We start from the raw sequence: 25,500 nt of genomic DNA, 5'->3' as shown, positions 1-25,500 counted from the left end.
CATGAACAACACACTCAAGGGTTTCGGCGCGGCACTGTGCGTGGCATTGCCGTTCCTGACGCAAACCCCGGCGCAAGCGGCGGATCAGGCACTGGTGCAGCGCGGCGCCTATCTGGCAAAGGTTGGCGATTGCGTCGCCTGTCATACGGCGCCGAAGGGCAAGCCGTTCGCGGGCGGCCTGCCGATGACCACGCCGATGGGCCAGATCTACACCACCAACATCACGCCGGATCAGCAAACCGGCATCGGCAATTACACGGAAGAGGAGTTTGCGAAAGCGATGCGCGAGGGTGTCGCGAAAGACGGTCACAACCTGTATCCGGCGATGCCGTATCCGTCGTATGCGAAGGTCAACGACGACGACATGAAAGCGCTGTACGCGTACTTCATGAGCGGCGTGGCCCCGGTGCAGCAGGCGAACCGCGAGCCGGACATCAAATGGCCGTTGAACATGCGCTGGCCGCTGAAGTTCTGGAACATGGTGTTTCTGGAGAAGGGCGCCTACCAGGACAAGCCGGGCAAAGACGTGGCGTGGAATCGCGGTGCGTATCTCATTCAGGGCCTGGGACACTGCGGCTCGTGTCATACGCCGCGCGGCATTGCGTTCCAGGAGAAGGCGCTGGATGAAAGCGGCAGCGCGTTCCTGACGGGCGGCCTGCTGGATGGCTGGTTCGCGGCGAACCTGACCGGCGAGCACAACGTCGGCCTGGGTCGCTGGAACGATCAGGATCTGCAGGCGTTCCTGAAGACCGGCGCCAATCGCCATGCATCGGCATTCGGTTCGATGACCAGCGTGATCAACAACAGCACGCAGGGCATGAACGACACTGACATCGCCGCGATGTCCGCGTACCTGAAGTCGCTGCCGCCGGCGGGCGGCAGTGGCGCGCCGCCTTATACGTACGACCCACAAGCGACGAAGGTGTCGTTGAACCGTCCCGCGAACGATGCCGGTGCGCGCGTCTATACGGCGTATTGCATGCACTGCCATGGCGTCGACGGGCGCGGCTTTGCGCCGATGCTGGCGCCGTTGGCCGGCAATCCGAACGTGCTGGAGAAGGATCCGTCGTCGCTGATCAATGTGACGCTGAACGGTACGGAGGATCTGGTGATCGGCGGTATTCCGGCGCCGTATCCAATGCCGAAGTACGCGCCGGTGCTCAACGACCAGCAGATCGCCGATGTCCTGACCTTCGTGCGTGCCGGGTGGCATAACGGTGGATCGGCGGTCTCGGCGGCCGACGTGGCGAAGTTGCGCAAGTCGACCCAGGCGGCTCGATAGGAGCACCGGTCCGTCAACAAAAAAAGCGGCAACCGTCTTGCACGGTTGCCGCTTTTTTACTGGCCTGAAGAACGTGTCAGCGGTGCTGCCCCACCTTCTGCCGTTTCTCCAGCACCCGCGCGTACCAAGTCAACGGGAAGCACATCGCGAAGTAAATCATCGCGACCATGCCGTAGATCGGGAACGGGCGAAATGCGGCGTTCGTGATCATCGTGCCGGTCTTGGTCAATTCCGTGAAGCCGATGATCGACGCGAGCGCCGTGCTCTTCACCACCTGCACAAGGAAACCGACCGTCGGCGCCACGGCGATCTTCAGCGCCTGCGGCCAGATGATGTAGCGCAGTTGCTGGCTGAAGGTCATGCCCAGACTCGCCCCGGCGGCCCACTGGCCACGCGGCACGGCTTCTACGCAGCCGCGCCAGATATCGACCAGATAGGCGCTCGTATAAAGCGTCAGCGTGACGGCCGCCGCAACCCAGGGCGAGACGTCGACACCCAGCAAGGGCAGGCCGAAGAACGCGAGGAACAGTTGCATCAGCAAGGGCGTGCCCTGAAAAACTTCCACATACACCACAACGATCCGCCGCAGCCACGGCAACGGCGACACGCGCATCGCGAGCAGGATCAGCCCGACAATGCCGCCGCCGACAAACGCGATCAGCGACAACAGAACCGTCCAACGGGCGGCGAGCAACAGATTGCGGGCGATGTCCCACAGGGTGAATTCGACCATGATCAACGCTCCGTCGGCAGAGTGCGGGCAGCGCGCCACATCAGGCGATTGCGCCAGTTACGCGGCGCGCTGCCGCTGCTCCCGCGAGCCGCGCGGCCCGCGAAGAGGTTGCGGCCGAGCCGGTTCATGAGTTGCCGCAGCACGATCGACAACACCAGATACGTCGCGGTGATGATCACGTAGCTCTCGAACGAGCGGAAGTTGCGCGACTGGATGAAGTTGGCCGCGTAGGTCAGGTCGGGCACCGAGATCTGCGAGACCACCGCCGAGCCGAGCATCACGATCAGCACCTGGCTCAACAACGCGGGAAACACGTTGGCGATCGCCTGCGGCAGCACGACGTAGCGGAATATTTGCCGTCCATGCAGGCCGAGTGCTTGTGCCGCCTGCACCTGGCCGCGCGGAATCGAATCGATACCGGCGCGCACGATCTCGATCGCGTACGCGCCGAGATTGACGGTCATTGCCAGAATCGCGGCTTGTACTTCGTCGATATGAATGCCGAGGCTCGGCAAGCCGAAGAAGATGAAGAACAACTGCACGATGAAGGGCGTATTGCGGATCAGCTCGACGTAAGTCGCGATGACCCAGCGCGCCCACTTTGGGCCGGCCACCGCGATGCCCGCGCCGCCAATGCCGACAAGGCCGCCGAGCGCGGTGGATACAGCGGTCAGCCCCAGCGTGACGGCGACGCCGTGCGCGAGCAGCCCCGCATAGAGGCCGAAGCCGCTGAAATCGAACGCATAGCTCATGAGGTGGCGCTCATCGTGAGGTCAAACTCCAGCGGGCGCCCTGAAGGAAATCACCTTCGGGGCGCCCACGCAAAAAAGATTTAGAGGTCGGCCGGCAGCGGCGCACGCAGCCATTTCTGCGAAATCGCGTTCATCGTGCCGTCTTTGCGAGCCTTGGCAATCGTTTCGTCGACTTTCTGCTTCAGGCGCGGTTCGTTCTTGTTCAAACCGACGTGATCCGGCGAGCTGAACAGCGAGAACTTCTGCTCGGGATCGTTCGCCGGATGACGCGCGAGAATGGTTGCGCCGACGTCGTTGCCGACTACCATCAACTGTACCTGACCAGAAAGAAACGCCGAAATTGCGCCGTTAGGATCGTCGAATCTTTTGATGGTCGCGCTGGGCGGCGCGATTTTGCTGACGCTCAGGTCTTCCAGCGTGCCGCGCGCGACCGAAATCGACTTGCCGGCGAGGTCGGCGGCGGTCTTCACGGGCAGCGTCTTCGGACCGAACACGGCGAGGTAGTAGGGCGCATAGGGCTGCGAGAAGTCGATCACCTTTTCGCGTTCCGGCGTCTGACCGACTGAAAGCAGCATGTCAGCCTTGTGGTCGGCGAGGTAGGCCATGCGGTTGTCGCCCGTCACCTGCACGAGTTCGACTTTCGCGTTGAGCGCTTTGCCGATCAGGTTGGCGACGTCGATGTCGTAGCCCATCGGCTTCATGTCCGGGCCGATCGAGCCGAACGGCGGGTAGTCCTCGAAGACGCCGATGCGGACCGTGCCGGACTTGGCGATATTGTCGAGCGCGTCGGCATGGGCGGCCGACGAAAAGCCGCACAGTGCGCCGAGGCCGGTGAAGGCGAGTGTCGCGGCGAGCGTGGCGAAGACGCGGCGTGCGTTCGATTGGGTAACTTGCGGCTGATTCATGGTCTTTCCTCTGTCGAAAACTCGGTATTGGAATGGGCTTCAGTGTGAGCTTTTCAATATGCCGCGCGAGCGGCGATCAGTTTGCACGCATGAGGTGGCAATTCTGCGAGCACCGGCATGCCGAGCGTCAGCCCCGGTGTTTCGCGCGGCGTGGTCGCGGCAGTCAGGGTAAAACCCGCGCAATCGATCGTTGCTTCGAGCGACGCCCCCACGTCGCGGATAAACGTCACCGTGCCCGCCAGCCGATTCTGCCCGGCATTGTCGGACGCCAATTTGACACACACGTCTTCCGGGCGGATCAGCAGGCGAATATCACTGTTGGACGCCGGCACGCGCGCCGGTTGCGCCACGGCAATGCGCCTGCCGCCCGGCAGACTGACGGCGCCCGCGCCATCGTAAGTGACCGGCAGGATGTTGCCGAGCCCGATGAAGTCAGCCACGAATTCGCTGACCGGGTCGCGATAAATATCGAGCGGTTTGCCGACTTGCGCAATCCGGCCTTTCTCCATCACGACGATCTCGTCGGCCATCGTCATCGCCTCGCGCTGATCGTGGGTGACCATGATCGTCGTGATGCCGAGACGTTGTTGCAGCAGGCGGATTTCGACCTGCATTGCTTCGCGCAGTTTGGCGTCGAGCGCGGAGAGCGGCTCGTCGAGCAACAGCAGTTTCGGTTGCGACGCGATGGCACGCGCAATCGCCACGCGTTGCCGCTGGCCGCCGGAGAGTTGCGTGACGGGCCGGTTCGCCATGTGCGGCAACTGGATCAGTTCCAGTAATTCAGCAACGCGGCGCGCTTGCGCGTCTTTCGCGGTCTTGCGCAGCTTGAGCGGATACGCGACGTTCTGCGCGACCGCCATATGCGGAAACAGCGCGAGCGACTGAAACACCATGCCGAAGTCGCGCCGATTGGCGGGCAGATTCGTGATGTCGCGGCCGGCGAAGTTGATGCTGCCCGAGCTCGGCGTCTCCAGCCCGGCGATCATCCGCAAGAGCGTGGTCTTGCCGCAGCCGGACGGCCCGAGAAAGCACACCAGCTTGCCGTCGGGCACGCTCAGATCGACGCTGTCGACGGCGTAGGCCGCGTTGAAGCGCTTGGTCACGGCCTGCAAGGTCAGATGGGTCATCGAATGCTCCAGCAAAAAGACATCAACGCAGCACGAATCGGAAGGGCGGTCAAAGCGCCACCCCTTCGTCGCCGATCAGCTTTTCGAGCAGCCAGATCAGCGCAAAGTCGATCGCGACAATGAAAACGGCGAAACAGAACACCGTCGGATCGAGCGACGACACCGTGCGGCTGTAGAGCCACACCGGCAGCGTCATCGTGTCGATGCCGTACAGGAAGAAGGTCACCGTGAATTCGTTGAACGAGACGATGAACGCGAACAGCATGCCGGCGAGAATGCCGGGGCGCATGAGCGGCAGGATCACGTCGATCAGCGCGCGGCTCGGGCTCGCGCCCATCACGCAGGCGGCTTCCTCGAACTCCGGGCCGATCGAGGCCACCGAGGCCGCGCAGTTTTTCACGGTGAACGGCAGCGCCAGAATCACATGCGCGATGATCAGGCGGAATACGCCGAGTTCCACCGGCAGCACGTTGAACACCAGCAGTAGCGACAAACCGAGCATCACGAGCGGATAGACGAGCGGCAAGGCCACCAGTTGTTCGACCGCGGGTTTGCCGCGAAAGCGATAGCGGCTCAGCGCGTAGGCGGCGGGCACCGAGACGAGCGTGGCGATGACCATTGTCGAGAGCGCGACGATCAGGCTCGTGCTGAGCGCGGCACCCATCGAGAGCGAGTCGCTTGCATCCGGCGAGACGAAGCTGTGCCACGCCGCGCGATACCAATGCAATCCGTAGGCGTGCGGCGGGAATTCGAGCGTGTCGGCCGCGCTGAACGACATCGTGATCATCGTCAGAATTGGCAGCGCGGCGAGAAACAGCACGACGGCGGCGAGTAGCGCGGTGGCCTTGCCGAGCTGGCCGGGCATGGTCATGGTCATGGGCAAACGCGGCAGGCGTGGTGAACCTGGAAGGCGCGGAGTCTGGATCGGCGTGCTCATGCGTGAGGCTCCTCGGCAAGATGTTGCGTGCGGCGCACGAGGCGCTGCGACAGCGCCATCACGGTGAGCGTCGCGATCATCAATACGACGCCCGATGCGGACGCGGCGGGCCAGTTCAGCAGGGGCGCGACCTGGTCGTGGACCAATACCGCGAGCATCGGCACGCGGCGTCCGCCGAGCAGGAGAGGCACGGCGAAGGCGCTGGCGTTGTAGGCGAACACGAGCAGGGCGCCCGACACGAGTCCCGGCATGGCGAGCGGCAGCAACACATGACGCAGCGTTTGCCAGCGCGTCGCGCCGAGCGTGGCTGCGGCTTCTTCATACGAGCTCGAGACCGCGCGCATCGCGCTCGACAACGGCAGGACGGCCAGCGGAAACGCCGTCTGAATCAAACCGAGCAGCACGCCGTGTTCGCGATACAGCCACATCACCGGGCGCTCGACGAGGCCGCTGCCGAGCAGCGCGTGATTGAGCAAGCCGGCCGGGCCGAGAATGATCAGCCAGCCATAACCTTGCAGCAGCAGATTGACGAGCAAGGGCAGCAGCACGCCCGCCAGCAGCAGCCGCCGCGCGAGCCGTGACTTGGTGCGCGCCATCGCCAGGGCGACGGGAATGGCCAGCAGCACCGCGCAGATCATGCTTTGGAACGCGAGCCTCAACGTGAGCCACAACGACTTGAGGAAATAGCCGTCGAGGAGGTCGGCATAGTTCTGCAGCGTGAAGCCATGCCATTCGTTGCCCTGGGTGCCGAAACTCATACGCAGCACGACGAGCGCGGCCGCGCCGAGTATGGCGAGAAACAGCAGGATCGGTGCGAGCAGAAGCCAGGGGCGCGCTTTTGCGAGCGCCGTGGACGCCTGCCCGTCCGGTGCGCCGGACGCGGCGCCGGGCGAGCCGGAAGCCCCGCCCGATGACTCATCCGGTGTCGCGTCCGGCATTGCGCCTGATACCGCGCCTGATACCGCGCCTGATACCGATGAGGCACGCCGCGAAAAGCGCGCGAGCATCGCGCTCATGCCGAGAAAATTTCGGTGTAGCGCTTGATCCACGCCGGCTGCACGACGGCGAGCGCCTTGTCGTCATGCAGGATCGCTTTCTCGGCGATCTGCTGCGGGCTCGGCACGAACGCGCGGCTCTCAGCCGGAATCACCGCTTTCGAATTGACCGGGCCGTTCAGCACGTCGGCGGCCATGCGGCCTTGCACGCCGGCGTCGAGCGAATGGTTGATGAAGGCGTGAATCAGATCGCTGTCGGCGGGATGCGACTTCGGGATCACGGTGAACATCAGTTGCGTGGCGAAGCCTTCCTTCATGCCGTACGTCACGCCCATTTTGTACTCGGGCTTGCGGATCTGGTCCGGGAAAAAGGCCGGCGAGTAAATGCCGCCAATATCGAGCGAACCGGTGCGGAACAGATCGGCCACCTGGTTCGGGTTCTCGCCGAGCGTCATGACGTGCTCTTTCAGTTGCATCAGCTTCTTGAAGCCCGGCTCGATGTTCTGCTGCGAGCCGCCGTTCATCTTTGCGGCGATGATCGCGAGGTCCACCGCTTCGGCCCATTCGGGCGGCGGCAGGAACAGGCGTCCGGCGTATTTCGGGTCCCACAGCGCTTCGTACGATGAAGGTGCTGTCTTGACCGTCGACGTGTTGTAGATCAAGCCATCCGACCACAGCAGATAGCCCACGCCGAAGCCGTTCGCGCCCGTGCGGTATTGCGGTGCGACGTCCTTCAGGTTCGGCAGCTTGTCGAGATCGGGTTTCATCAGGAGACCCGCGTCGCCGAGACCCGCCGCGCCGACACCGGCCAGCGTGATGACGTCGTAAAGTGGGGCGATCGCCCGCGGCCTTGACCTTGGCGACCATGCCGGAGGTGCCGTCGGCGCGATCGGCAATGACCTTCGCGCCGGTCTTTGCCGTGAACGTGGCGGCGATGTTGCGCAACGCGGCGGCGCCGGTGTCGTCCGACCAGGTCAGCAGGCGCAGTGTCTTGCCGGAGAAGTTGTGTTCCTGTGCGCGCAGATTGATGAATGGCATCGGTAATGCAGATGCCGCGAGCGCCGTGCCGATCGCCTTGATGGCCTGCCTTCTACCCCGTTTGATCTCTTGCATGGCGGTCTCCTGTGTTGAACGCCTGTTGCCTGGTGATATTCGCTCTGACCGCTGCTGCTGCATCGCTCATTTGCGCTGCTTGCTGTACCCAACCTCGGAACCCAACCTCACGCGATACCGGATGCGTTGCGTGTGGATGCACTCTAGGTTTGCCAAAATCCCCCAACAAACGAAATATGCGCATGGAGCGCATGACGGAATCTCATGGGCCGGCTGCGGTGCGACGCTAGCGGCGGCTTCGCTGCGATCAACGGGAACGCCAATCCAGTGGCTTATCCGGGTTAACGTCCATGATTATTTTGCGCAGAAGAGCGAGCGCGAGGTATGAGGAAAGCTCGGTTCTGGTGCGGTGTCCGGCGGGGCGCGCCCTGAATCGGTGCAAGCGATGGCGCACAGGCCGGAACTGACGGCGGGTCATGAGCGAAACGCATGCACGTTCGCCTTTGTGCAACTCGTACGGAAACTTCTGATCGCGTATGCTGTGGGCTCGATGAGCGTGCTGGCACGCAACGCTGCATGCCCACGCGATGATTTTTTCTGATCCCGGACTGGACTATTCCGATGCGACGTCTCCCGCCGCTCAACGCGCTGCAGATTTTCGAAACCGTCGCGCGGCATCGCAGCTTCACGCGCGCCGCGGATCACCTATGCCTGACGCAAGGCGCGGTGAGCCGGCAGATCATCGCGCTCGAGGACTATTACAAGTTCCCGCTCTTCAAACGCCATGCAAAAGGTCTCACGCTGACCGCCGAAGGCGAGTTGCTGCTGCCGGCCGTGAAGGAGAGCTTCGCGCGTATCGAGGAGATATCGCTGCGCCTCACGCGCCAACGCACCGATCTCGCGCTGAAAGTGCCGACCTGCGTGATGCGCTGGATGTTGCCGAAGATCATGCGCTTCCAGGCCGAGTATCCCGAGCTGCATGTGCAGATCACCACGACCTGGCAACACGACGTCGACTTCCAGCTCGAACCGTTCGATGCGGCGATCATCTATGGCTCCTCGCCGGGCGCGGACGTGCAGGCGGTGGCCCTGTTCGAGGAGCGTCTGACGCCGGTGTGCGCGCCCGATCTCCTGAAAGACAAACCGCTCGGCGAAGTGGCGGATCTGGCGCGTCACACGCTGCTGCATCCCACGCGCGACCATCGGGACTGGAAGATGTGGCTCGCCAAGGTGACCGAAGTGGATGCCACGAATACACAAGGGATCGACGCCGGGCACGGCCCAAGTTTCGACACGCTCGACATGGCGACCAACGCCGCCTTGCAGGGCTTCGGTGTGGCGATCAGCGACCTTGCCTTGATCGACGAAGACGTCGCGGCCAAGCGCCTCGTGCGACCGTTCGATACGGTGCTCAAGACCGGCTGGCGCTATTACTTCGTGTATCCGGATTCAGTCGCGCATCAGCAGAAGCTGAATCTGTTTCGCGACTGGATCGCGGAGCATTGGGAAGAGTAGGCGGCGCCCGTTGTTTGAAAAGCGCGCGGGTGGCAAGCCTGTTTTCGTCAGGGCGCGAAAGACAGAAACAGATACGCCGCGAACAAGGACAGATGCACGGCGCCCTGCAGGATCGTCGTGCGTCCGGAACTCAGCGTCAGGGTGCCGACCACGAGCGTGAGCATCAGCAGCACGGTTTCCTTACCGTCGATACCGAGGATGAGCGGCTGACCGGTCGACAAAAACACCGCGGCGACCGTTGGAATGGTCAGCCCGATACCGGCCAGCGCCGAACCGAGCGCGAGATTCATGCTGTTCTGCAAGCGATCGGCTCGTGCCGCCCGAACGGCGGCGAGCCCTTCCGGCAACAGTACCAGCGCGGCGATGATAATGCCGACCACCGCCGGTGGCGCGCCCGCGTTCTTCACCGCGGTTTCGACTACCGGCGAGAGCACTTTCGCCAGCAGCACCACGGCGACGAGGCACACCAGCAGCAAGCCGCCGCTAGCCAGCGCGACGCCGACACTCGGCGGGGCGGCGTGGACGTCCTCGTCGGGGACGTCGGCGAGAAAGTAGTCGCGATGCCGCACGGTCTGGACGAACACGAACACCCCATACAGCACCAGCGACGACACCCCCGCGAACGCCAGCTGCAACGGCGACAAAACCGGGCCGGCACTGGTTGTCGTGTAGTTCGGCATGACCAGCGTCAATACGGACAACGACGCGAGCACTGCCAGCGCCGCCGCGGCGCCACGACTTTGAAAGTCCTGTTCGCGATGCCGGATACCGCCCACCAGCAGGCAAATGCCCACGATCCCGTTACAAACGATCATGACCGCGGCGAACACGGTGTCGCGCGCGAGACCGGCTTTTTCCGGCCCGGACGTCAACATGACCGAAACGATCAGCGCGACCTCGATCACCGTCACGGCCACCGCCAGCACCAGCGTGCCGAACGGCTCGCCCACGCGATGCGCGACCACTTCGGCGTGGTGCACCGCCGTGAACACGGCTGCGCACAGGGCGACCCCGATCAGCGCGAGCAGCAGCCCGTTGCCCGGCAAGGCATACGCGACGCCCAGCACGATCCACGCGACGAAGGGCGCGGCAATGGTCCAGCGTGGCAAAACGGTCGCGGGCGTGGTCATTCAGGGCTTCCTTTCGTTGCGTGTTCTGATTGCTTGTATCGGCCTGGCGCTACCCCCGTGCACGAGCACGCGCGCCGGCGAGACCTGAGGGCGAGCGCGAATGCTAAACCATCCTGTCAACAATACGCCCTAACGTATTAAATTATAAAGGATAGTTCACGGCGGACGAGGCTTTGTCAGTCCGCTCGACGGACGGTGCCGGCGCCGTGGCGAAGGCGGCAAGGCTACCGTCGGCCGTTCTGCATCTGAAGGATTGAGTCACGAAGGAGTGCGCGGAAAATGCGACGCGGTTTCGATGGATGAAACATCATCGGTCCACAACTGCCTGACTGGCAGCTTCAGGGAAAGAAACGCGATGTTCGGTCCGGACGCGCCGCCTCGCGAAGAAGCGTCGCGCCCGGGTCAAGCGTTACAACAGGCTAAAGCGGATTACTGGCCGACCGGACGGATCGACAGTGCGTTCTTGACCGACGTCACGCCCGGCACTGCTTGTGCGGCCTGGGTTGCCAGGTCGACTTGCGGCTGCTCAGGCACCGTGCCGGCCAGCGTCACTGCGCCGCTACGTGCGCGCACAGTAATGTTGGTTACGCTCAGGCCCTTGGTCTTGGACAGGGCGGTGCGTACTTTGCGTCCCAATGCACGATCGGCCTTCTTGACCGACTTGGCGTTAGGCGCCGACGAAGCCGCCATGGGGGCCGCCGTCGCTGCAGCATCGCTGCTTTGCGCGTACGCATTGACGGATGCGAGAACGATCAGCGCGCCGCCGACCATCTTGATTGCCTGGAATGCTTTCATTCAACTCTCTCCTATTGTCATGAATACGACGGCCCATGGATGGGGCCGGTGTACTGCGCCAGCGGTACTTCGGGATCAAATCTGAATGGAACGTTGCTGCGGGCCGTGCGACTTCTTGCAAACTGTAAGTTGATCAGGCGCATCTAAACACACGCATGCCGGCAAAGGCTGTGCTGCAGGCCGGAAACACACGATACTCCAATTAGTGCCATGGTGAATGCGTTCGTGCCAGGAAATGAGGTTTTGGTACAACGAATGGGCCGATGAATGCAGGCCGATGGCGCTTTACCGCTTGGTGCGGTATGGGCAGCACGCCCGTTGACGTATCGGCCGCGCGCGCAGGTCGCGCGTTCATCGAATCCCGCGCTTTGCGTTTAACGACCCGTCCGGACCGCATGCCAAATCAGCCGCTGCCCATCCTCCCATTAGTTCGTGACGATTTGCCGCTCGATGCGGTCGCACTTGCGCGCTTCATGGTCGGCAAATACCTGGTGCACGATCTTCCCGAAGGTCGTATCAGCGGCCGGATTGTCGAAACTGAAGCGTATCCGCTCGGCGATTCGACCAGCCACGCGTTTTCAGGCCGCCGCCCGTATAACGGCTCGATGTTTCTCGCCCCCGGCCATGCCTATGTCCGGCTCACCTACGGGCTTTCGTGCATGCTGAATATTTCCGCGGAAGCGGAAGAGGTCGGCGCCGGTATTCTCCTGCGTGCCATCGAGCCGCTGGAAGGCTTGCCCCTGATGGAAGCCCGGCGGCCTGGCGTACCGCTGCGCGACCTCGCGCGCGGTCCCGGCCGGCTCACCATGGCCTTGGGCATCGATCAGTCGTTCGACGGTCGCGATCTTTGCGCCGGGCGCGACCTGTGGATCGGTGCGATAGAGACGGGGAATGCGCCGATCGGCGTGACGACACGTATCGGCTTGTCGCGCGAGATGCATCGGCCGCTGCGGTTTTTCGAACCGGGCAGCGCGTTCGTCAGCGGGCCGCGAAAACTGTTGCTGCCGCCGTATGCCGATGCTGTGACGGGCGCGCGAAACTGACCATCGGCCTTTGGTCGTTCGCCGTTCGCTATCGGCAACAAGCGAAGCAATTCGGCAAACACGCTCAGAACGGGCGCACGGTCGAAACATCAGACGTAAAGGTTACGATTCCGACAATTATTACGGTAGGGCGACTGCTTTACGTATGGCCGGCGGTAAGTTTCACCGCTTTGTTGCGATTTGAACAATTATATATCTCGCAATTAAGGGTTTTCCCTTGATGATTGGGTGACTAGACTGAACTCAATCGCTTCTCACATGGTGTGGCAAGCGAAGCAAAAAATCAGATCTGGAGGTAAGTCATCATGAAATCGCTCATCAAGGCAGTCGCCATTGCAGCCATTCTGGTCGCTCCCGTCGCATCGTTCGCACAATCGAGCCAACAGCTCGTGACGCGCGCCGAAGTCCGCAGTCAATTGATCCAGCTGGAACAAGCCGGCTATAACCCGGCCACGACCAACGACACGAACTATCCGGCCGCTGTTCAAGCCGCGGAAAGCCGTGTGCAGGCGCAAAACCCGGCCGTCGCGCAGACGCAGGAACCGGTCGCGGATACGAGCGGTTACGGTGGCGCGGTCAGCGGTTCGTCACAAGCGGGTGGCGTGATTCAACCGGCGTCGGGCGCGAAGTCGGTTTATTTCGGTAACTGATTTGGGCGGCTGCTGGCCGGAGTGGCCGGCAGCCAAACGCAGCGCAATATCGCACTTCAATATTCAAGAACCTCCGCTGCCGCAAGGTAGCTTCGCCCAACCTTTTTCAAGGATTGGGCTTTTTTTGCACCTTGGTCGGCAGCGCGCGACGTGCGATGCGCAACAGACGTGTGATTAGCGGCGGAGCTTAGGGCCGTTCGCCGTGGATATAGAACTCCAGTTGCTGAATCGTGAATTGCTGCTCGGCGATGATGTTCTTCACCAGGTCGCCGATCGATACCATGCCGACCAGCCGGTCGTTTTCGATCACCGGCAAGTGGCGCATGCGCCGTTCGGTCATCAGGGCCATGCAGTCGTCGGTAGTCTGGTCGGGACGCACGAAGCGCACGGCTTTGGTCATGATGTCGCGCACCGGCGTGGCCTTCGACGAGCGATCCATTAGCACGACTTTGCGCGCGTAGTCGCGCTCCGTCACAATTCCGGCGATGCTGTCGCCCTCCGTCACGACCAATGCACCGATGCCTTTTTCAGCCATCAGCTTGATCGCCTCGTAGACAGAATCGTCGGCCTCGACCGTGAAAACAGTGGTGTTGTTCGGTTTCGTTTTAAGAAGCTGTGCAACGCTTGTCATGGAGCGGCTCCGTTTCGCAGTGCAGCACGCCGATGTGGCGCGCTGTCGTGTGGGACAGGCTATTCCAGTATAGGCCCGGCGCGCGGCCGAAGTACTTCGGGAATACCTGTGATACCTGTGGCGTGCGGCTTGTCCGGCAGGTTCAGCCTCGCGAGCGGCTCGCCGGCAGAGCGGTTCCTTGCGCGGCGCATGGACATCCGGGCGCAATCCGGGTGCATTACGCCGATTAGCGGTAAACTCCCAGTCCATACCTTATCCCCGGTTTGATCGGGTTCATGTCAGTTCCATTGTCTAACGCCATGCTCACGTCTCACGATCTTTCGCCAGCTGCAGACGGCGCTGTCAACGGCGAGTGCGTCATCCTCGACGCTACCGCCACGCTCCCCACGCGCTACGGCACGTTCACTTCCTACGTGTTTCGTGTGTGCGAAAGCGGCGCCGAACATCTCGCGCTCGTGATGGGCGATGTCGCAAACAAGTCGTCCGTGTTGACGCGCCTGCACTCAGAGTGCCTGACGGGCGACGTGCTCGGTTCGTATCGCTGCGATTGCGGCGAACAGCTCGACCTGGCGCTGCGCTATATCGCGGCCGAAGGCTGCGGCGTGCTGCTCTATCTGCGCGGCCACGAAGGGCGCGGCATTGGCCTGTCGAACAAGATTCGCGCGTATGCGCTGCAGGAACAGGGCCGCGATACCGTCGAGGCCAATCTCGATCTCGGCTTGCCGGACGACTCGCGCGAATACGATTCGGCGGCGGGCATTCTTCGCACGCTCAAGGTCACCTCGGTGCGTTTGATGAGCAACAATCCGGAGAAATTCGACACGTTGTCGAAGCACGGCATTCCGGTATGCGAGCGCGTCGCGCTGGCGATTCCGATGCGCGAGGAAAACGAGCGCTATATCCGCACCAAACAGTTGAAGTTTGGGCATTACTTCGACGAGAATGAGTAGTTTTGGCTTGGACGGAGACAGTCCATCTGGGCTTGGGTGTTGCGCCGTAGTCGTTTGATATATAACGATTTTTTTCGGCGCGGGGCGATCTGGCGGCGCGGGCGTTTCCCATTACTACAATAATGACCGAGAGTAATGCCCGCTGCGGGAAAAGTGGTGCGCTCGTCGTTCGTAGTCGATTGATTTGAAAGAAATTCGTTGCTCAGATCTAAACACTCGGGCGATGGGTTTTCGCTTGCATGCCTATGCTTTACGGACGACGCTTGCGTAGGTTTTTTCCTCGTTGTGCGAAAACCTACGCCATGTGTCCTTTTTCCCAAAAAACCTACGCCGGGAATCGGATCGGCAATCTTCCGTGCATCGCCAAGACGCTGCTCTTTGACAAAGGGATCATTGCGTTCGCGGACTGGAGATCAACCGATGCTGTACGGACTCACGCCCGATTCGTTGCGAGTAGAATCCGTCGGGAGCCAACACCCAACCTACACAAGAGAGTTTGCGTATTGAACTCATCGAAGAAGCCAAATCCGACGTGGACTGACGTCAAATCCAAACTCACTGACTTCGATCGCTCCGGCCTGCTTGGACTGATTCAGGACTTGTACGCCGCCAGCAAAGACAACCAGGCGTTTCTCCATGCACGTTTCGCGCTGGGCGGCGATGTGCTGAAGCCGTACAAGGCTGCGGTCGACCGCTGGCTGTGGCCGGATGTGTTCAAGAATCAGGGCACCTCGGTCGCCAAGGCCAAGAAGGCGATCTCTGACTACAAGAAGGCTATCGGCCAGCCTGAGGGGCTGGCGGAGCTGATGATTTTCTACTGTGAGTGCGCTGCTGGTTTCAGCGATGACGTTGGCTTGCAGGATGAGGGCTACTTTGACGCGTTGGTGCGCATGTTCGATCAGGCGCTGAAGACCGTCAGCGCGCTACCTGACGGCTGCCGACCAGCACTTCTTCCTCGGTTGGACGCAGTCCGTCGCATGAGTCATAACTTCGGGTATGGCGTCGGCGACGCCATGGACGAGTTGCTTGCCGAGTATGAGGTCGATGACTGACCGCGATCTCATGGCGGCATTGCAAGCGGAGAACGCTCGTCTGATCGCGCTACTGGATGCCCACGGCATCGAATGGCGCCTGCCACCTCAAACCGTGAACCTTCCCAAGACGGTGGGGTTCTCGCGCATGTCCACCGATGAAAAAGTTACGCTCTTCCGCAAGCTGTTTCGCGGCCGTACCGATGTCTATCCGGTGCGATGGGAGAGCAAGACCACTGGCAAGTCCGGCTACACGCCGGCTTGTGCGAATGAATGGCGCGCCGGAGTGTGCGAGAAGCCGCGCATCAAATGCGGCGATTGCGGCAACCGCCTGCTGATACCGCTTTCCGACGCGGTTATCTACGATCACCTTGCTGGCGGGCAAACCGTCGGCGTTTATCCCTTGCTCGAAGATGACACCTGCCACTTCCTGGCAGTCGACCTCGACGAGGCCGAGTGGCGGGACGATGCTCGAGCGTTCGTGCTGTCCTGCCATGAATTGGGCGTTCCCGTGGCACTGGAGATTTCGCGTTCAGGGCAAGGGGCACACGCGTGGATCTTCTTTTCGGCCAAGGTGTCTGCCCGCGATGCCCGCCGCCTGGGGACGGCCATCATTAGTCACACCTGTTCCCGCACCCGGCAGGGCGCTGTCAGGTTAGTGGAAAGGTGGCGGTAAAATGATGGAATGAAGAAGACGAAATCGCTTTATCACGGCCACCGGTTCCCCGCTGTCGTCATCAGCTGTGCTGTTCGCTGGTATTTCAGGTTCAGCCTGAGCCTGCGCGACATCGAGGAGTTGTTGCTCGAGCGCGGTGTCGCAGTCACATACGGAACGATCCGTTGCTGGTGTGACAAATTCGGCGCCGGATTCGCTCAGCACGCCAGGGCGGTGCGGCGCAAGCCGGGTAGCACGTGGCACCTCGACGAGATGTTCGTGAAGCTGCGCGGCGAGCCATATCTGTTATGGCGTGCGGTCGACGAACATGGTGCCGAACTGGATGTGCTGGTACAAAAGCGTCGCGACAAGGCTGCGGCAAAGCGCTTTTTCCGGCGGATGCTGCGTTCGAACCCGGTGCCGCGCGGGATCGTTACGGACCAGTTGCGCAGTTACCCGGCAGCGAAAGCGGATATTCCCGAACTCGCTCATGTGAAGCACGTATTCGTCAAAGCCGCGGCACGCGTGAACAATCGCGCCGAGAACAGCCATCAGCCGACCCGCAGGCGCGAACGACACATGTGCGGCTTTCGCGATGCACGTCGCACGCAGGCGTTTCTCTCCTGCTTCGGCCCGATCAGGCAGCACTTCGCGTTGCCCAGACATCAGATGAACGCGGCATGTCATCGCGCCATACTCAAGAAACGCATCGCCGCCTGGCATGGTTGGACCGTCGACGCTGAATTCCAGCATACTATCTGATCAGGATACCTATGTTTAGCCACAAACGTAGCCTGTGCTCGTCAAGTTGACAAAGCCGTGCCGTGTCGTTCGATGCCATCCTGAAGCGAACAAAGGCGAAGTTCGTGCTGGGCCTCACCGCGACGCCCATTCGCCGCGATGGGCAGCAGCCGATCATCTTCATGCAATGCGGGCCGATCCGATACACGGCAGCCAAGCCGGCCGGTGCGCCTCACGACTTGGAGGTGGTGTCTCGCTCGATGCCTGCTCCCATCGATTTGCCGGCTGATGCAGGCATTCAAGATGTGTTTCGGCACCTCGCCAACGACCAGACGCGAACCGAGGCCATTGCCGCCGAGATCAGCGCGGCCGTCGAACGCGGTCGCAAGGTTCTTGTGCTGACCGAGCGTACCGACCATATCGACGCAATCCTTCGCGCGCTCGAAGGCGTGGTGCCAGCACCGTTTGTGTTGCATGGTCGGCTGTCCAAGAAGCAACGAGCGGCGCTGATAACCGACTTGGACGCCTTGCCTTCCGACGCCCTTCGCATTCTGCTGGCCACCCGCAAACTGGTCGGCGAAGGTTTCGACCATCCGCCGCTCGACACCTTGGTGCTTGCGATGCCAGTTTCCTGGAAAGGTACGCTGCAGCAATACGCCGGACGCTTGCATCGCGAGCATGCCAATAAGACCGACGTGCGCATTATCGATTTCGTCGACGAGGGCCACCCAGCTCTGCGGAAGATGTGGGATAAGCGGCAACGAGGCTATTGGGCGATGGGGCTTTGTCAACTTGACGAGCACAGGCTACGTTTGTGGCTAAACATAGGTATCCTGATCAGATAGTATGCTGGAATTCAGCGTCGACGGTCCAACCATGCCAGGCGGCGATGCGTTTCTTGAGTATGGCGCGATGACATGCCGCGTTCATCTGATGTCTGGGCAACGCGAAGTGCTGCCTGATCGGGCCGAAGCAGGAGAGAAACGCCTGCGTGCGACGTGCATCGCGAAAGCCGCACATGTGTCGTTCGCGCCTGCGGGTCGGCTAATGGCTGTTCTCGGCGCGATTGTTCACGCGTGCCGCGGCTTTGACGAATACGTGCTTCACATGAGCGAGTTCGGGAATATCCGCTTTCGCTGCCGGGTAACTGCGCAACTGGTCCGTAACGATCCTGCGCGGCACCGGGTTCGAACGCAGCATCCGCCGGAAAAAGCGCTTTGCCGCAGCCTTGTCGCGACGCTTTTGTACCAGCACATCCAGTTCGGCACCATGTTCGTCGACCGCACGCCATAACAGATATGGCTCGCCGCGCAGCTTCACGAACATCTCGTCGAGGTGCCACGTGCTACCCGGCTTGCGCCGCACCGCCCTGGCGTGCTGAGCGAATCCGGCGCCGAATTTGTCACACCAGCAACGGATCGTTCCGTATGTGACTGCGACACCGCGCTCGAGCAACAACTCCTCGATGTCGCGCAGGCTCAGGCTGAACCTGAAATACCAGCGAACAGCACAGCTGATGACGACAGCGGGGAACCGGTGGCCGTGATAAAGCGATTTCGTCTTCTTCATTTCATCATTTTACCGCCACCTTTCCACTAACCTGACAGCGCCCTCGTGACCCCCGAACGTGATCTTGGCGAGGAGCGGCTGCGCATGATTTCGCTTACTGCGGCGCATTACTCAACGCCTTCCAGACCACTTTTGTGGCAGCGCGAAGAGCGTCCAGGTCGGGCGCGTTCTCTCCAGCCCGACGAATGAAAACGGTCAGACCTTCCATGTTCGAAAGGATCAGCGCACTTCGCAGCGTGCACTCTGCCGACGGGAGCACCGGATTTATTTTCGCCACGAGACCCGCAAGCAGGTCCAGAAATTCGCCGTGGATGTTCACCGCCAGCTCGTTCACGAAAGCCTCATGCTCAGCGAGACTCCAGCAATGCAGTGCAAACGCGCTCAAGTTGATGCCTGGCTGGGTCAGCGCGGCAAACGTCTCGTCGACGATGACATCGAGGCGCGCTTCCGGCGGACGAAGCTTGTCTCTCGCTAACGCGCGATAGCGCTCCACATAGCGCTTGCCCATTTCTTCAATCGTGCTTCGCAATAGCTCTTCCCGAGTGCCGAAGTAGTGCTGCAAGGTGCTGAGGCGAATGCCCGCATCGCTTGCGACTCGGCGTTGGGTGAACCCGGCGCTGCCTTCCGTCGCGAAGACCCTGATCGCGGCCTCCAGGATCGCGGGCACGCGAGTTGTCCGGTTGCCCCGGCGTTTGGGCTCGTCCGATTCGCTGGTTCCCCGGAATGCTGCCGAGGTGATGATCAATTCCTTCATCTGTCGCCAATCCCCTGTTCAGATTCGGCTCCGACCACGATTCTGTCCCTGCGTTCATCATAGGTCAAGAAGCAGGTTAAACCCAACCGATGCTGAGTTTATTATGGGTCTCATGACCCATTTAAGGTCGTTCACTCGCCATTCTTCAACGGAAATTGTCGCGAAATATCAGTATTTCTACTATCCAAACGTACCTTGAGAATAGGTCAGGTAACTACTATTATTTGGTCAATGGACCTATTTACGGTCAAGTCTCCGGGTGGCCGTGACGCTTGACCGAAATAGGCTGGGGAGAATGTGATGCGATCCGATGAGAAGTCCTTGCGCCGGCTGATCGAAAAGTGGCTTGCCCCGACGCCGGCCATGCCGGTTCGTGTCACGCGATTCGGTCACGCGCGGTCGAGCCAACGGCGCTACGTCTGCGTCGAGGCATCGCAGCCTGCGCGCCCGCTCGCGATTTTTTTCTTCCGGCACGATGACGGATCGTGGTGCGTATTTCCTCCGACCGACCGGCCGGCGATGCGCGTCGATCTCCGCGCAGCCTGACTTTTTCACCTACCGGGCTCGATGCCGCAAGGAGGCGTATGGTGGACATTCTGGAAATCGCGAGACACTCTGGAATGCAGGTCATACTCAACGGCCGGATCGGTGTTGAGGAATACCAAAGTGTGTATGGCTCCGTACAGGCACTGCAACGCTTTGCCGATGCGCTGCTGAACGAAGCGCACAGGCGCAGACCAAACGATCAGGCGGTTCCTGAACTGTAGCGGCGCTCTCGCTATCGCGGCTCGCCGCAACATTGCAAGAGCGATATTCTTTCGCCACGTCCCATATCGAAGCGATATCACACCATGGAATTGCGTCACCTCCGGCATTTCGTCGCGGTCGCCGAGACCCGGCATTTCGGACGCGCGGCAGCACGCCTCGGCATGGCTCAGCCACCGCTTAGCCAGTCCATCATGCGTCTGGAGGAATCGCTGGGTACCAGGCTGCTCGAGCGTACGCCGCGCGGTGTCTCGCTGACCGCCGCTGGCGCGGCCCTGATGGCAGAAGCAAAGCCGTTGCTTGCCCAGGCCGATCTCGCCGAGCGCCGGGTGCGCCAGGCCGCCGACGAACTGGCGAGCCTGAGTATCGCGTTCGTGCCGATGTGCGCGACGCGTATCCTGCCGCTCTCCATGCATACGCTCCAGAAACAATGGCCGGGAGTTGACGTTCGTCTGATCGAGCGCGGCAGTGCGCTGACCGTCGCAAGCGTGAAGAACGGCAGCATCGATCTCGGCGTGGTCGTCACCAGCGTCGCCGACGTGAGCGAACTGGAGAATATCGTCATTGAACGTATGAGCGCGGTGGCCGCGATTCCGGCGAACTGGCCGCTCGCCCGGCGGACCAGCATCAGCATGGCGGATCTCGCGGCGTATCCGCTCATCATGTTCCCGCAGCAAGTGTCCCAGCCGGTGTTCGCAGCTTTCGAGGCTGCCCGCCGCGATGCCGGCGCGTCTGCGAGAATCACGCAGCAGGCTCGGCATCCTTATACGATGCTCAATCTCGTGGCGAACGAGCTCGGCGTCGGACTGATGCTCGATTCGGCGAGGCACCTTCCGGTAGAGGGCGTTGCTTTTGTCGATATCGAAGATCTTCCGCCATCGTTCGACACGGAAGTTTCTCTTGTGTGGACCGATCGCCCGCACAAGCCCTATCACCGCGCGATGCTCGATATCATTCGGGATCTTTCGGATACTTCGCTGAAACAAGCATGCCCCGCGCGCGCCGCATGAGCCGCCTGCGCGCCTCTCTATCTCGCGGGAATCGGTAAGCTCCTTCCTCCTTTGCGTCGCGAGCGGGCAGCTTGTCGCGCGGCAACACATGCGTGCTCATGCACGCCGAATGCGCACGGCTTTTTCCACTGCCTTGACAACGCTCACAGCAGCGTTTATTTTTGTGAATGACGTTCACAAACTAATCGCTCGTGTCGTGAGCATCTGGAGGCGCAGTGAGTACATCTAATGTTGCAAGCCTGTTCAACCTCGACGGGAGAGTTGCACTGGTAACCGGAGCAGGGTCGGGTATCGGACGGGAAACGGCGCTATTGCTGGCCTCCGCGGGTGCGGTCGTCGTTGCTGCCGATCTGAATGAAGATGGGGCCGATCAAACAGTCGAACAGATCGAAAAGGCATCGGGGAAAGCGATCGCCGTGAAGGTCGATATCGGCGACGAAGCTTCGATCGCCGCGATGTTCGAATTGGTGCATGCGAGACTCGGCCGGCTCGACATACTCGTGAACAACGCGGGCATTTATCCGAAGACGAGCTTCCTCGATACGCCGGCGGAAAAGTGGGACCGGGTGTTGCGAATCAACCTGCGTGGCACGTTTCTCTGCATGCGTGAAGCTGTCAAACGCATGCAGGCCGGCAAGGCGGGCGGATCGATCATCAATATTTCTTCGGTGGCATCGCTGCAACCCGTGATCTTCGACAATGGCGATTACGGTGCATCGAAAGCTGGTGTAAACAATCTGACAAAGACCGCCGCGCTCGAATTCGCGGCGGACCGGATTCGCGTCAACGCAGTGCTTCCAGGCGGTGTCGCGACGGAAGGCGCGGCGGCATCCACGAAGGTCCATCAGGCGCACGGGCCGATCACGCAACCGGGGCGCATGCCGTTGGGCCGTATTGGCGTCGCCGCCGATATCGCGAGCGCCGTGCTGTTCTTTGCGTCTCCCGCTGCGGATTATGTGACGGGTCAGCTGCTCGCTGTCGATGGAGGATTTCAGGTTTCCTGACGGGTAGGAAAGTATCGGGCCACGCACACCGCAGCAAGCCATATGTCCATTCGTCCCCGGCGCCGCCAATGCGGTGCCGGGGATTTTTTACGTGCCCGTACTGCATAGCCATGCTCGAAGGGTAGTGAAAATACTGATCCGAATAATTGAACGGATAGTTGCATAACTGAATGGCCTCACCTACGATGGTGAACAAGAGGTGGCCGGTTAGCACCCATGTGGCCTCGCCCGATTGGAGACAAACCATGTATCTCCTGTATAGCGACCTATGCGGCCCTCTCGCCGACTATTCGCTCAATTCAGACGCCCCGCATACAGACGCAGCGTTGCCGTGCGAAGACGTGTCCGCGGCAGGCATTGCTGCTGCCGACGCGTCATCGCAATGGACCTCGTTGCTTCGCGCGACCAGATCGCTTTGGCTTGCAGATGGAAAGTGGAACTACACCGCTCCTGGTGCAGCGGATATGTTCGAGGGAGAACGCCCATGAGTCGCCTCACGCACAAACTTTCAAGCGACGAGCGGAGGATCATGCTGCCGCTCCTCGTGGTGTCGATCCTCGCCCTGGCGGTCTATTTGTTGTTACGCGACTGGCGAATGGAGGAACTTGGCCGCTCGGCGTTCTTCGACGTTGTGATGGTCTTTGTCGTGCTGGGTGGCGCGGCGTTCTTCGGCATGGCGAGTTGCATCTTGCGGCGCGGACAGGGCAGCGAGGAAGGGCAGAACGAGGGCTATTGCTTTATCGGTGCGCTGATTGGCGCAATCGTATTTTTTGCCGCAGTTCTCAGCTAACAACTAGCCATGACGCCGGAACTCGAAAGACGTCTGGAAGAACTGCTGGACAGGCAGGCGATTCTTGATTGCATTCATCGCTACTGTCGCGGCGTTGATCGCATGGATCGAACGTTGACTCTCTCGGCGTATCACCCCGATGGGATCGACGATCACGGAGCATTCCTAGGTAATCCAGAGGAATTCGTCGACTGGGCCTTTGGCTACCACCGGGAGCATCAGTTGTCCCATCATCACATGGTCTTCAATCACAGCGTCGATCTGCAAGGCGACGTCGCACACACGGAAACCTACTGGCTCTTCTTCGGTGAGAATCGCGCCAAACCCGACACGCTAGCGGCAGGCCGCTATATCGACCGCTTCGAGAAGCGCGGTGGCATTTGGGCGATTGCTTCCCGCGTGTGCATATCCGAAGCGATCAACGAATTGATGCCGGCCGACGTACCCGCAGCCTGGCGCGCACTGCTCATGAGCAACGGTAAAAGCACGCGTGACAGAAGCGATATATCGTTCGACCGGCCGCTGAAGACGCGGGAACCTGGCTGTTTGCGGGAATGCGGCGAGGCCGGGCATCCGGCGTAGGGAGAGATAGTGATGAAGCGACGTGTGCGATTGATCGGTATGCTGGGTGCGGTGGGCGTGGTCGCGGCACTCGGGGCGACTTGGGGTGCGCAGAAGGCGGTGAGCAGCCAGATGTCGATGGAACCCTGCGTGTACTACTACGGTAGTTGCATCACGATGGCGGCTTTGACCGGCGGAAATTTTCGCATGCTGCCCTGAACGGATATCGACGAGCATTGCCAGCGGCGCTTCGGTTCCGCTGGCGAAATGCTCGTACGGCTCAGGTATTCGGTACCAGCGCCGCCGAGCCGTTGCCGACGATCGACAGGAATTCCCGGCGAGTCGACGGGTCTTCACGGAATGCGCCCAACATCCTGCTTGTCACCAACGAGGTTCCGGGCTTGTGTACGCCGCGCGTGCTCATGCACTGATGCGCGGCTTCCAGGATCACGCCGACACCTTTGGGTTGCAATACCGTATTGAGTGCATCCGCGATCTGCACGGTCATCTTTTCCTGAATCTGCAACCGCTTCGCATACGTATCGACAAGCCGCGCAAGCTTCGAAATACCGACCACCCGATGATCCGGCAGATAGGCGACGTGAGCCCGTCCAATGATCGGCACCATGTGATGCTCGCAATAGCTTTCGAAGCGGATGTCCTTCAACACGACCATCTCGTCATAGCCATCGACTTCGGAAAATGTCGTGGCGAGAATCTGCATGGGATCCGACAGATAGCCCGAAAAGAACTCCGTATAAGCGCGGGCGACGCGCCGTGGCGTTTCGACGAGTCCCTCGCGTTGCGGGTCGTCTCCGGCCCATCTGATGAGCGTACGAACGGCCTCTTCAGCCTCCTCCTGCGAGGGCCGAGCTGGAATAGACAGGTAGTCGTTTGCGCCGCGTTGATTCACTAGACCTCCTTGAAGCCGTGCATTGCTTTACGTATTGCGAGTATTGGTGCGATGCCATAAAGTGTATATAATTGTACATCGTTCGTAAATGGGAACGAGAGCGCGGTGGGTTGATCCTCTCGACGATTCCCTTTTTACGATTGTGGCTGCGGCGCGAGCATTGCATCGCCTCACGGAGGGAAAAGCATGAAAACACGCATCACCGAGCTACTGGGAATTCGCTATCCGATCGTGCAGGGCGGCATGATGTGGGTGGGACTTGCGGAACTGGCCGCCGCGGTATCGAACGCCGGTGCGCTGGGCACCATTACCGCACTGACGCAGCCGACACCCGAGGCGCTGAGCGTTGAAATCGATCGCACGAGATCGATGACGAGCGAGCCGTTCGCCGTGAACCTGACCATTCTTCCGACCATCAAGCCGGTTCCTTATGACGAGTACGTGCAGGCTATCGTCGAGAGCGGAGTGAAGATCGTCGAGACCGCGGGGCGCAATCCCGAGTCGTACCTGCCTGCCTTCAAGGCGGCGGGTATCAAGGTGATTCACAAATGCACGTCCGTGCGCCACGCGCTCAAGGCGGAGGCGATCGGCTGCGACGCGGTGAGTGTCGACGGCTTCGAATGCGCCGGCCATCCTGGAGAAGACGACGTGCCGAATCTCGTATTGCTGCCGGCTGCTGCTGCGCGATTGCGGATTCCGATGCTTGCGTCCGGCGGCATCGCCGACGCGCGCGGCATGGTGGCGGCACTTGCTCTGGGCGCGGACGGCATCAATATGGGCACGCGCTTCATGGCAACGCGTGAAGCGCCGATTCACGAAAACGTGAAGCGCCAGTTGCTCGAACATGATGAGCGGAATACCGCACTGATTTTCCGCACGCTCAAGAACACGTCGCGTATTTTTCGTAACGCCGTAGCGGAGCAGGTGCTCGATCTGGAGCGCCAGCAGAACACGACATTCGCGGACCTGAAGCCGCTCGTGAGCGGCGAGCGCGGAAGGCGCATCTACGAAACAGGCGACACGGACGGCGGCACGTTTCCCGCCGGTCTCGCTATCGGCCTGATCCACGATATTCCAACCTGCGAAGAACTGGTGACGCGCATGATCGAGCAGGCGCGCGATCTGATTCACCGAAGACTGGCAGCGATGATGGACAAGGCGGACAACGAAGCAGCGTGTCCGGCCTGAATGCCGATTTGAATACAACTG

Annotated in this window: 28 protein-coding genes and 2 pseudogenes; 17 read left to right on the top strand and 13 right to left on the bottom strand. The window is 61.0% G+C overall.

Annotated elements, in window-relative coordinates; genetic code table 11:
• The first annotated feature begins 1 nt into the window (after nucleotide 1).
• Nucleotides 2–1,282 (top strand): cytochrome c, encoded by a 1,281-nt coding sequence (locus B0G76_RS27530; RefSeq protein WP_120295284.1) that lies wholly within the window; start codon nucleotides 2–4, stop codon nucleotides 1,280–1,282.
• A gap of 76 nt (nucleotides 1,283–1,358) precedes the next feature.
• Here B0G76_RS27530 and B0G76_RS27525 read toward each other — a convergent pair whose 3' ends face one another.
• The 7 genes and pseudogenes from B0G76_RS27525 to B0G76_RS27495 form a co-directional block, all read right to left on the bottom strand.
• Nucleotides 1,359–2,015, bottom strand: a complete 657-nt coding sequence (locus tag B0G76_RS27525; protein WP_054036418.1) for an amino acid ABC transporter permease — start codon at nucleotides 2,013–2,015, stop codon at nucleotides 1,359–1,361.
• 2 nt (nucleotides 2,016–2,017) lie between these two features.
• The gene (locus B0G76_RS27520) at nucleotides 2,018–2,767 is read right to left on the bottom strand and encodes an amino acid ABC transporter permease (protein ID WP_120295283.1); all 750 of its coding nucleotides are present in this window, start codon (nucleotides 2,765–2,767) and stop codon (nucleotides 2,018–2,020) included.
• Nucleotides 2,768–2,847: 80 nt separating this feature from the next.
• Nucleotides 2,848–3,672 carry a transporter substrate-binding domain-containing protein gene (locus B0G76_RS27515; protein WP_120295282.1) on the bottom strand — a complete coding sequence of 275 codons (825 nt, stop codon included), beginning with the start codon at nucleotides 3,670–3,672 and terminating at the stop codon, nucleotides 2,848–2,850.
• Between the two features lie 53 nt (nucleotides 3,673–3,725).
• Entirely contained in the window at nucleotides 3,726–4,799 is a 1,074-nt protein-coding gene (locus tag B0G76_RS27510; protein WP_120295281.1) for an ABC transporter ATP-binding protein, read from the bottom strand.
• A 49-nt stretch (nucleotides 4,800–4,848) separates the two neighbouring features.
• The gene (locus B0G76_RS27505) at nucleotides 4,849–5,736 is read right to left on the bottom strand and encodes an ABC transporter permease (RefSeq protein ID WP_120295280.1); all 888 of its coding nucleotides are present in this window, start codon (nucleotides 5,734–5,736) and stop codon (nucleotides 4,849–4,851) included.
• The gene (locus tag B0G76_RS27500) at nucleotides 5,733–6,752 is read right to left on the bottom strand and encodes an ABC transporter permease (protein ID WP_183082155.1); all 1,020 of its coding nucleotides are present in this window, start codon (nucleotides 6,750–6,752) and stop codon (nucleotides 5,733–5,735) included. The genes B0G76_RS27505 and B0G76_RS27500 overlap by 4 nt, the downstream gene beginning before the upstream one ends.
• Nucleotides 6,749–7,844: pseudogene (locus tag B0G76_RS27495) on the bottom strand (PotD/PotF family extracellular solute-binding protein). Before B0G76_RS27495 ends, B0G76_RS27500 begins: the two are co-directional and overlap by 4 nt.
• A 561-nt stretch (nucleotides 7,845–8,405) precedes the next feature.
• Between B0G76_RS27495 and B0G76_RS27485 the strand changes: the two are divergent.
• Nucleotides 8,406–9,299 (top strand): LysR substrate-binding domain-containing protein, encoded by an 894-nt coding sequence (locus B0G76_RS27485; protein ID WP_120295278.1) that lies wholly within the window; start codon nucleotides 8,406–8,408, stop codon nucleotides 9,297–9,299.
• 47 nt (nucleotides 9,300–9,346) lie between these two features.
• Here B0G76_RS27485 and B0G76_RS27480 read toward each other — a convergent pair whose 3' ends face one another.
• On the bottom strand, nucleotides 9,347–10,429 hold the full coding sequence (locus B0G76_RS27480) for a calcium:proton antiporter (protein WP_120295277.1): 1,083 nt from the start codon (nucleotides 10,427–10,429) through the stop codon (nucleotides 9,347–9,349).
• 429 nt (nucleotides 10,430–10,858) lie between these two features.
• A complete protein-coding gene (locus B0G76_RS27475; protein WP_120295276.1) occupies nucleotides 10,859–11,224 on the bottom strand; it encodes a BON domain-containing protein in 366 nt (121 codons plus the stop codon).
• Nucleotides 11,225–11,619: 395 nt separating this feature from the next.
• Between B0G76_RS27475 and B0G76_RS27470 the strand changes: the two genes are divergently transcribed.
• Together B0G76_RS27470 and B0G76_RS27465 are read left to right on the top strand one after the other, a co-directional pair.
• Complete coding sequence (locus tag B0G76_RS27470; protein ID WP_120296860.1) at nucleotides 11,620–12,267, top strand: DNA-3-methyladenine glycosylase; 648 nt, start codon at nucleotides 11,620–11,622, stop codon at nucleotides 12,265–12,267.
• 305 nt (nucleotides 12,268–12,572) lie between these two features.
• On the top strand, nucleotides 12,573–12,917 hold the full coding sequence (locus tag B0G76_RS27465) for a DUF4148 domain-containing protein (RefSeq protein WP_120295275.1): 345 nt from the start codon (nucleotides 12,573–12,575) through the stop codon (nucleotides 12,915–12,917).
• Between the two features lie 187 nt (nucleotides 12,918–13,104).
• Here B0G76_RS27465 and B0G76_RS27460 read toward each other — a convergent pair whose 3' ends face one another.
• On the bottom strand, nucleotides 13,105–13,548 hold the full coding sequence (locus B0G76_RS27460; protein ID WP_120295274.1) for a CBS domain-containing protein: 444 nt from the start codon (nucleotides 13,546–13,548) through the stop codon (nucleotides 13,105–13,107).
• Nucleotides 13,549–13,847: 299 nt separating this feature from the next.
• Here B0G76_RS27460 and ribA point away from each other — a divergent pair, with 299 nt between their 5' ends.
• The 5 genes from ribA (at nucleotide 13,848) to B0G76_RS44170 (ending at nucleotide 17,770) form a co-directional block, all read left to right on the top strand.
• Nucleotides 13,848–14,498 carry a GTP cyclohydrolase II gene (ribA, locus tag B0G76_RS27455; protein ID WP_120295273.1) on the top strand — a complete coding sequence of 217 codons (651 nt, stop codon included), beginning with the start codon at nucleotides 13,848–13,850 and terminating at the stop codon, nucleotides 14,496–14,498.
• 503 nt (nucleotides 14,499–15,001) lie between these two features.
• A complete protein-coding gene (locus tag B0G76_RS27450) occupies nucleotides 15,002–15,550 on the top strand; it encodes a hypothetical protein (protein WP_120295272.1) in 549 nt (182 codons plus the stop codon).
• Entirely contained in the window at nucleotides 15,543–16,205 is a 663-nt protein-coding gene (locus tag B0G76_RS27445) for a TOTE conflict system archaeo-eukaryotic primase domain-containing protein (RefSeq protein WP_310793952.1), read from the top strand. The genes B0G76_RS27450 and B0G76_RS27445 overlap by 8 nt, the downstream gene beginning before the upstream one ends.
• 9 nt (nucleotides 16,206–16,214) lie before the next feature.
• Entirely contained in the window at nucleotides 16,215–16,946 is a 732-nt protein-coding gene (locus B0G76_RS27440) for an IS6 family transposase (RefSeq protein WP_120295271.1), read from the top strand.
• Nucleotides 16,947–17,008: 62 nt separating this feature from the next.
• Entirely contained in the window at nucleotides 17,009–17,770 is a 762-nt protein-coding gene (locus B0G76_RS44170) for a helicase-related protein (RefSeq protein ID WP_310793951.1), read from the top strand.
• Here the strand turns inward: B0G76_RS44170 and B0G76_RS27430 are convergent.
• Together B0G76_RS27430 and B0G76_RS27425 are read right to left on the bottom strand one after the other, a co-directional pair.
• A pseudogene (locus B0G76_RS27430) lies at nucleotides 17,763–18,494 on the bottom strand (IS6 family transposase). The gene B0G76_RS44170 and the pseudogene B0G76_RS27430 sit on opposite strands and share 8 nt — an antisense overlap.
• A gap of 94 nt (nucleotides 18,495–18,588) precedes the next feature.
• A complete protein-coding gene (locus B0G76_RS27425; protein ID WP_120295270.1) occupies nucleotides 18,589–19,248 on the bottom strand; it encodes a TetR/AcrR family transcriptional regulator in 660 nt (219 codons plus the stop codon).
• A gap of 300 nt (nucleotides 19,249–19,548) precedes the next feature.
• Here B0G76_RS27425 and B0G76_RS44165 point away from each other — a divergent pair, with 300 nt between their 5' ends.
• The 7 genes from B0G76_RS44165 to B0G76_RS42555 all read left to right on the top strand — a co-directional run bounded on the left by B0G76_RS44165 (nucleotide 19,549) and on the right by B0G76_RS42555 (nucleotide 23,597).
• Nucleotides 19,549–19,794: a hypothetical protein gene (locus B0G76_RS44165; RefSeq protein WP_120295269.1), complete on the top strand. Its 246-nt coding sequence runs from the start codon at nucleotides 19,549–19,551 to the stop codon at nucleotides 19,792–19,794.
• Between the two features lie 38 nt (nucleotides 19,795–19,832).
• Nucleotides 19,833–20,015, top strand: a complete 183-nt coding sequence (locus tag B0G76_RS27415) for a hypothetical protein (RefSeq protein WP_120295268.1) — start codon at nucleotides 19,833–19,835, stop codon at nucleotides 20,013–20,015.
• Between the two features lie 84 nt (nucleotides 20,016–20,099).
• Nucleotides 20,100–21,023: a LysR family transcriptional regulator gene (locus B0G76_RS27410; RefSeq protein ID WP_120295267.1), complete on the top strand. Its 924-nt coding sequence runs from the start codon at nucleotides 20,100–20,102 to the stop codon at nucleotides 21,021–21,023.
• Nucleotides 21,024–21,238: 215 nt separating this feature from the next.
• Nucleotides 21,239–22,027 carry an SDR family NAD(P)-dependent oxidoreductase gene (locus tag B0G76_RS27405; protein WP_120295266.1) on the top strand — a complete coding sequence of 263 codons (789 nt, stop codon included), beginning with the start codon at nucleotides 21,239–21,241 and terminating at the stop codon, nucleotides 22,025–22,027.
• A 484-nt stretch (nucleotides 22,028–22,511) separates the two neighbouring features.
• Entirely contained in the window at nucleotides 22,512–22,817 is a 306-nt protein-coding gene (locus B0G76_RS27400; protein WP_120295265.1) for a hypothetical protein, read from the top strand.
• 9 nt (nucleotides 22,818–22,826) lie between these two features.
• On the top strand, nucleotides 22,827–23,399 hold the full coding sequence (locus tag B0G76_RS27395) for a nuclear transport factor 2 family protein (RefSeq protein ID WP_120295264.1): 573 nt from the start codon (nucleotides 22,827–22,829) through the stop codon (nucleotides 23,397–23,399).
• Between the two features lie 12 nt (nucleotides 23,400–23,411).
• Nucleotides 23,412–23,597 carry a hypothetical protein gene (locus B0G76_RS42555; RefSeq protein WP_147394091.1) on the top strand — a complete coding sequence of 62 codons (186 nt, stop codon included), beginning with the start codon at nucleotides 23,412–23,414 and terminating at the stop codon, nucleotides 23,595–23,597.
• A gap of 61 nt (nucleotides 23,598–23,658) precedes the next feature.
• On the opposite strand, the gene folE is transcribed toward B0G76_RS42555, so the two are convergent.
• Entirely contained in the window at nucleotides 23,659–24,291 is a 633-nt protein-coding gene (folE, locus tag B0G76_RS27390) for a GTP cyclohydrolase I FolE (RefSeq protein WP_120295263.1), read from the bottom strand.
• Nucleotides 24,292–24,477: 186 nt separating this feature from the next.
• On the opposite strand from folE, the gene B0G76_RS27385 reads away from it, so the two are divergent.
• A complete protein-coding gene (locus B0G76_RS27385) occupies nucleotides 24,478–25,479 on the top strand; it encodes a nitronate monooxygenase family protein (protein ID WP_120295262.1) in 1,002 nt (333 codons plus the stop codon).
• Nucleotides 25,480–25,500 lie beyond the last annotated feature (21 nt).

The organism is Paraburkholderia sp. BL23I1N1 (genome assembly GCF_003610295.1).
Taxonomy (GTDB): Bacteria; Pseudomonadota; Gammaproteobacteria; order Burkholderiales; family Burkholderiaceae; genus Paraburkholderia.
This window is presented reverse-complemented; position numbering and strand designations above follow the sequence as displayed.

What these genes read in the sequence shown, in the direction of transcription:
- B0G76_RS27465 (WP_120295275.1), top strand. Translation starts at nt 12,573, where the DNA reads ATGAAATCGCTCATCAAGGCAGTCGCCATTGCAGCCATTCTGGTCGCT.
- B0G76_RS27530 (WP_120295284.1), top strand. Translation starts at nt 2, where the DNA reads ATGAACAACACACTCAAGGGTTTCGGCGCGGCACTGTGCGTGGCATTG.
- B0G76_RS27470 (WP_120296860.1), top strand. Translation starts at nt 11,620, where the DNA reads ATGCCAAATCAGCCGCTGCCCATCCTCCCATTAGTTCGTGACGATTTG.
- B0G76_RS27400 (WP_120295265.1), top strand. Translation starts at nt 22,512, where the DNA reads ATGAGTCGCCTCACGCACAAACTTTCAAGCGACGAGCGGAGGATCATG.
- B0G76_RS27440 (WP_120295271.1), top strand. Translation starts at nt 16,215, where the DNA reads ATGAAGAAGACGAAATCGCTTTATCACGGCCACCGGTTCCCCGCTGTC.
- B0G76_RS27520 (WP_120295283.1), bottom strand. Translation starts at nt 2,767, where the DNA reads ATGAGCTATGCGTTCGATTTCAGCGGCTTCGGCCTCTATGCGGGGCTG.
- B0G76_RS27415 (WP_120295268.1), top strand. Translation starts at nt 19,833, where the DNA reads ATGGTGGACATTCTGGAAATCGCGAGACACTCTGGAATGCAGGTCATA.
- B0G76_RS27510 (WP_120295281.1), bottom strand. Translation starts at nt 4,799, where the DNA reads ATGACCCATCTGACCTTGCAGGCCGTGACCAAGCGCTTCAACGCGGCC.
- B0G76_RS27475 (WP_120295276.1), bottom strand. Translation starts at nt 11,224, where the DNA reads ATGAAAGCATTCCAGGCAATCAAGATGGTCGGCGGCGCGCTGATCGTT.
- B0G76_RS27525 (WP_054036418.1), bottom strand. Translation starts at nt 2,015, where the DNA reads ATGGTCGAATTCACCCTGTGGGACATCGCCCGCAATCTGTTGCTCGCC.
- B0G76_RS27485 (WP_120295278.1), top strand. Translation starts at nt 8,406, where the DNA reads ATGCGACGTCTCCCGCCGCTCAACGCGCTGCAGATTTTCGAAACCGTC.
- B0G76_RS27445 (WP_310793952.1), top strand. Translation starts at nt 15,543, where the DNA reads ATGACTGACCGCGATCTCATGGCGGCATTGCAAGCGGAGAACGCTCGT.
- B0G76_RS27460 (WP_120295274.1), bottom strand. Translation starts at nt 13,548, where the DNA reads ATGACAAGCGTTGCACAGCTTCTTAAAACGAAACCGAACAACACCACT.
- B0G76_RS44165 (WP_120295269.1), top strand. Translation starts at nt 19,549, where the DNA reads ATGCGATCCGATGAGAAGTCCTTGCGCCGGCTGATCGAAAAGTGGCTT.
- B0G76_RS27410 (WP_120295267.1), top strand. Translation starts at nt 20,100, where the DNA reads ATGGAATTGCGTCACCTCCGGCATTTCGTCGCGGTCGCCGAGACCCGG.
- B0G76_RS27385 (WP_120295262.1), top strand. Translation starts at nt 24,478, where the DNA reads ATGAAAACACGCATCACCGAGCTACTGGGAATTCGCTATCCGATCGTG.
- ribA (WP_120295273.1), top strand. Translation starts at nt 13,848, where the DNA reads ATGCTCACGTCTCACGATCTTTCGCCAGCTGCAGACGGCGCTGTCAAC.
- B0G76_RS42555 (WP_147394091.1), top strand. Translation starts at nt 23,412, where the DNA reads ATGAAGCGACGTGTGCGATTGATCGGTATGCTGGGTGCGGTGGGCGTG.
- B0G76_RS27515 (WP_120295282.1), bottom strand. Translation starts at nt 3,672, where the DNA reads ATGAATCAGCCGCAAGTTACCCAATCGAACGCACGCCGCGTCTTCGCC.
- B0G76_RS27395 (WP_120295264.1), top strand. Translation starts at nt 22,827, where the DNA reads ATGACGCCGGAACTCGAAAGACGTCTGGAAGAACTGCTGGACAGGCAG.
- B0G76_RS27500 (WP_183082155.1), bottom strand. Translation starts at nt 6,752, where the DNA reads ATGAGCGCGATGCTCGCGCGCTTTTCGCGGCGTGCCTCATCGGTATCA.
- B0G76_RS27505 (WP_120295280.1), bottom strand. Translation starts at nt 5,736, where the DNA reads ATGAGCACGCCGATCCAGACTCCGCGCCTTCCAGGTTCACCACGCCTG.
- B0G76_RS27425 (WP_120295270.1), bottom strand. Translation starts at nt 19,248, where the DNA reads ATGAAGGAATTGATCATCACCTCGGCAGCATTCCGGGGAACCAGCGAA.
- B0G76_RS27480 (WP_120295277.1), bottom strand. Translation starts at nt 10,429, where the DNA reads ATGACCACGCCCGCGACCGTTTTGCCACGCTGGACCATTGCCGCGCCC.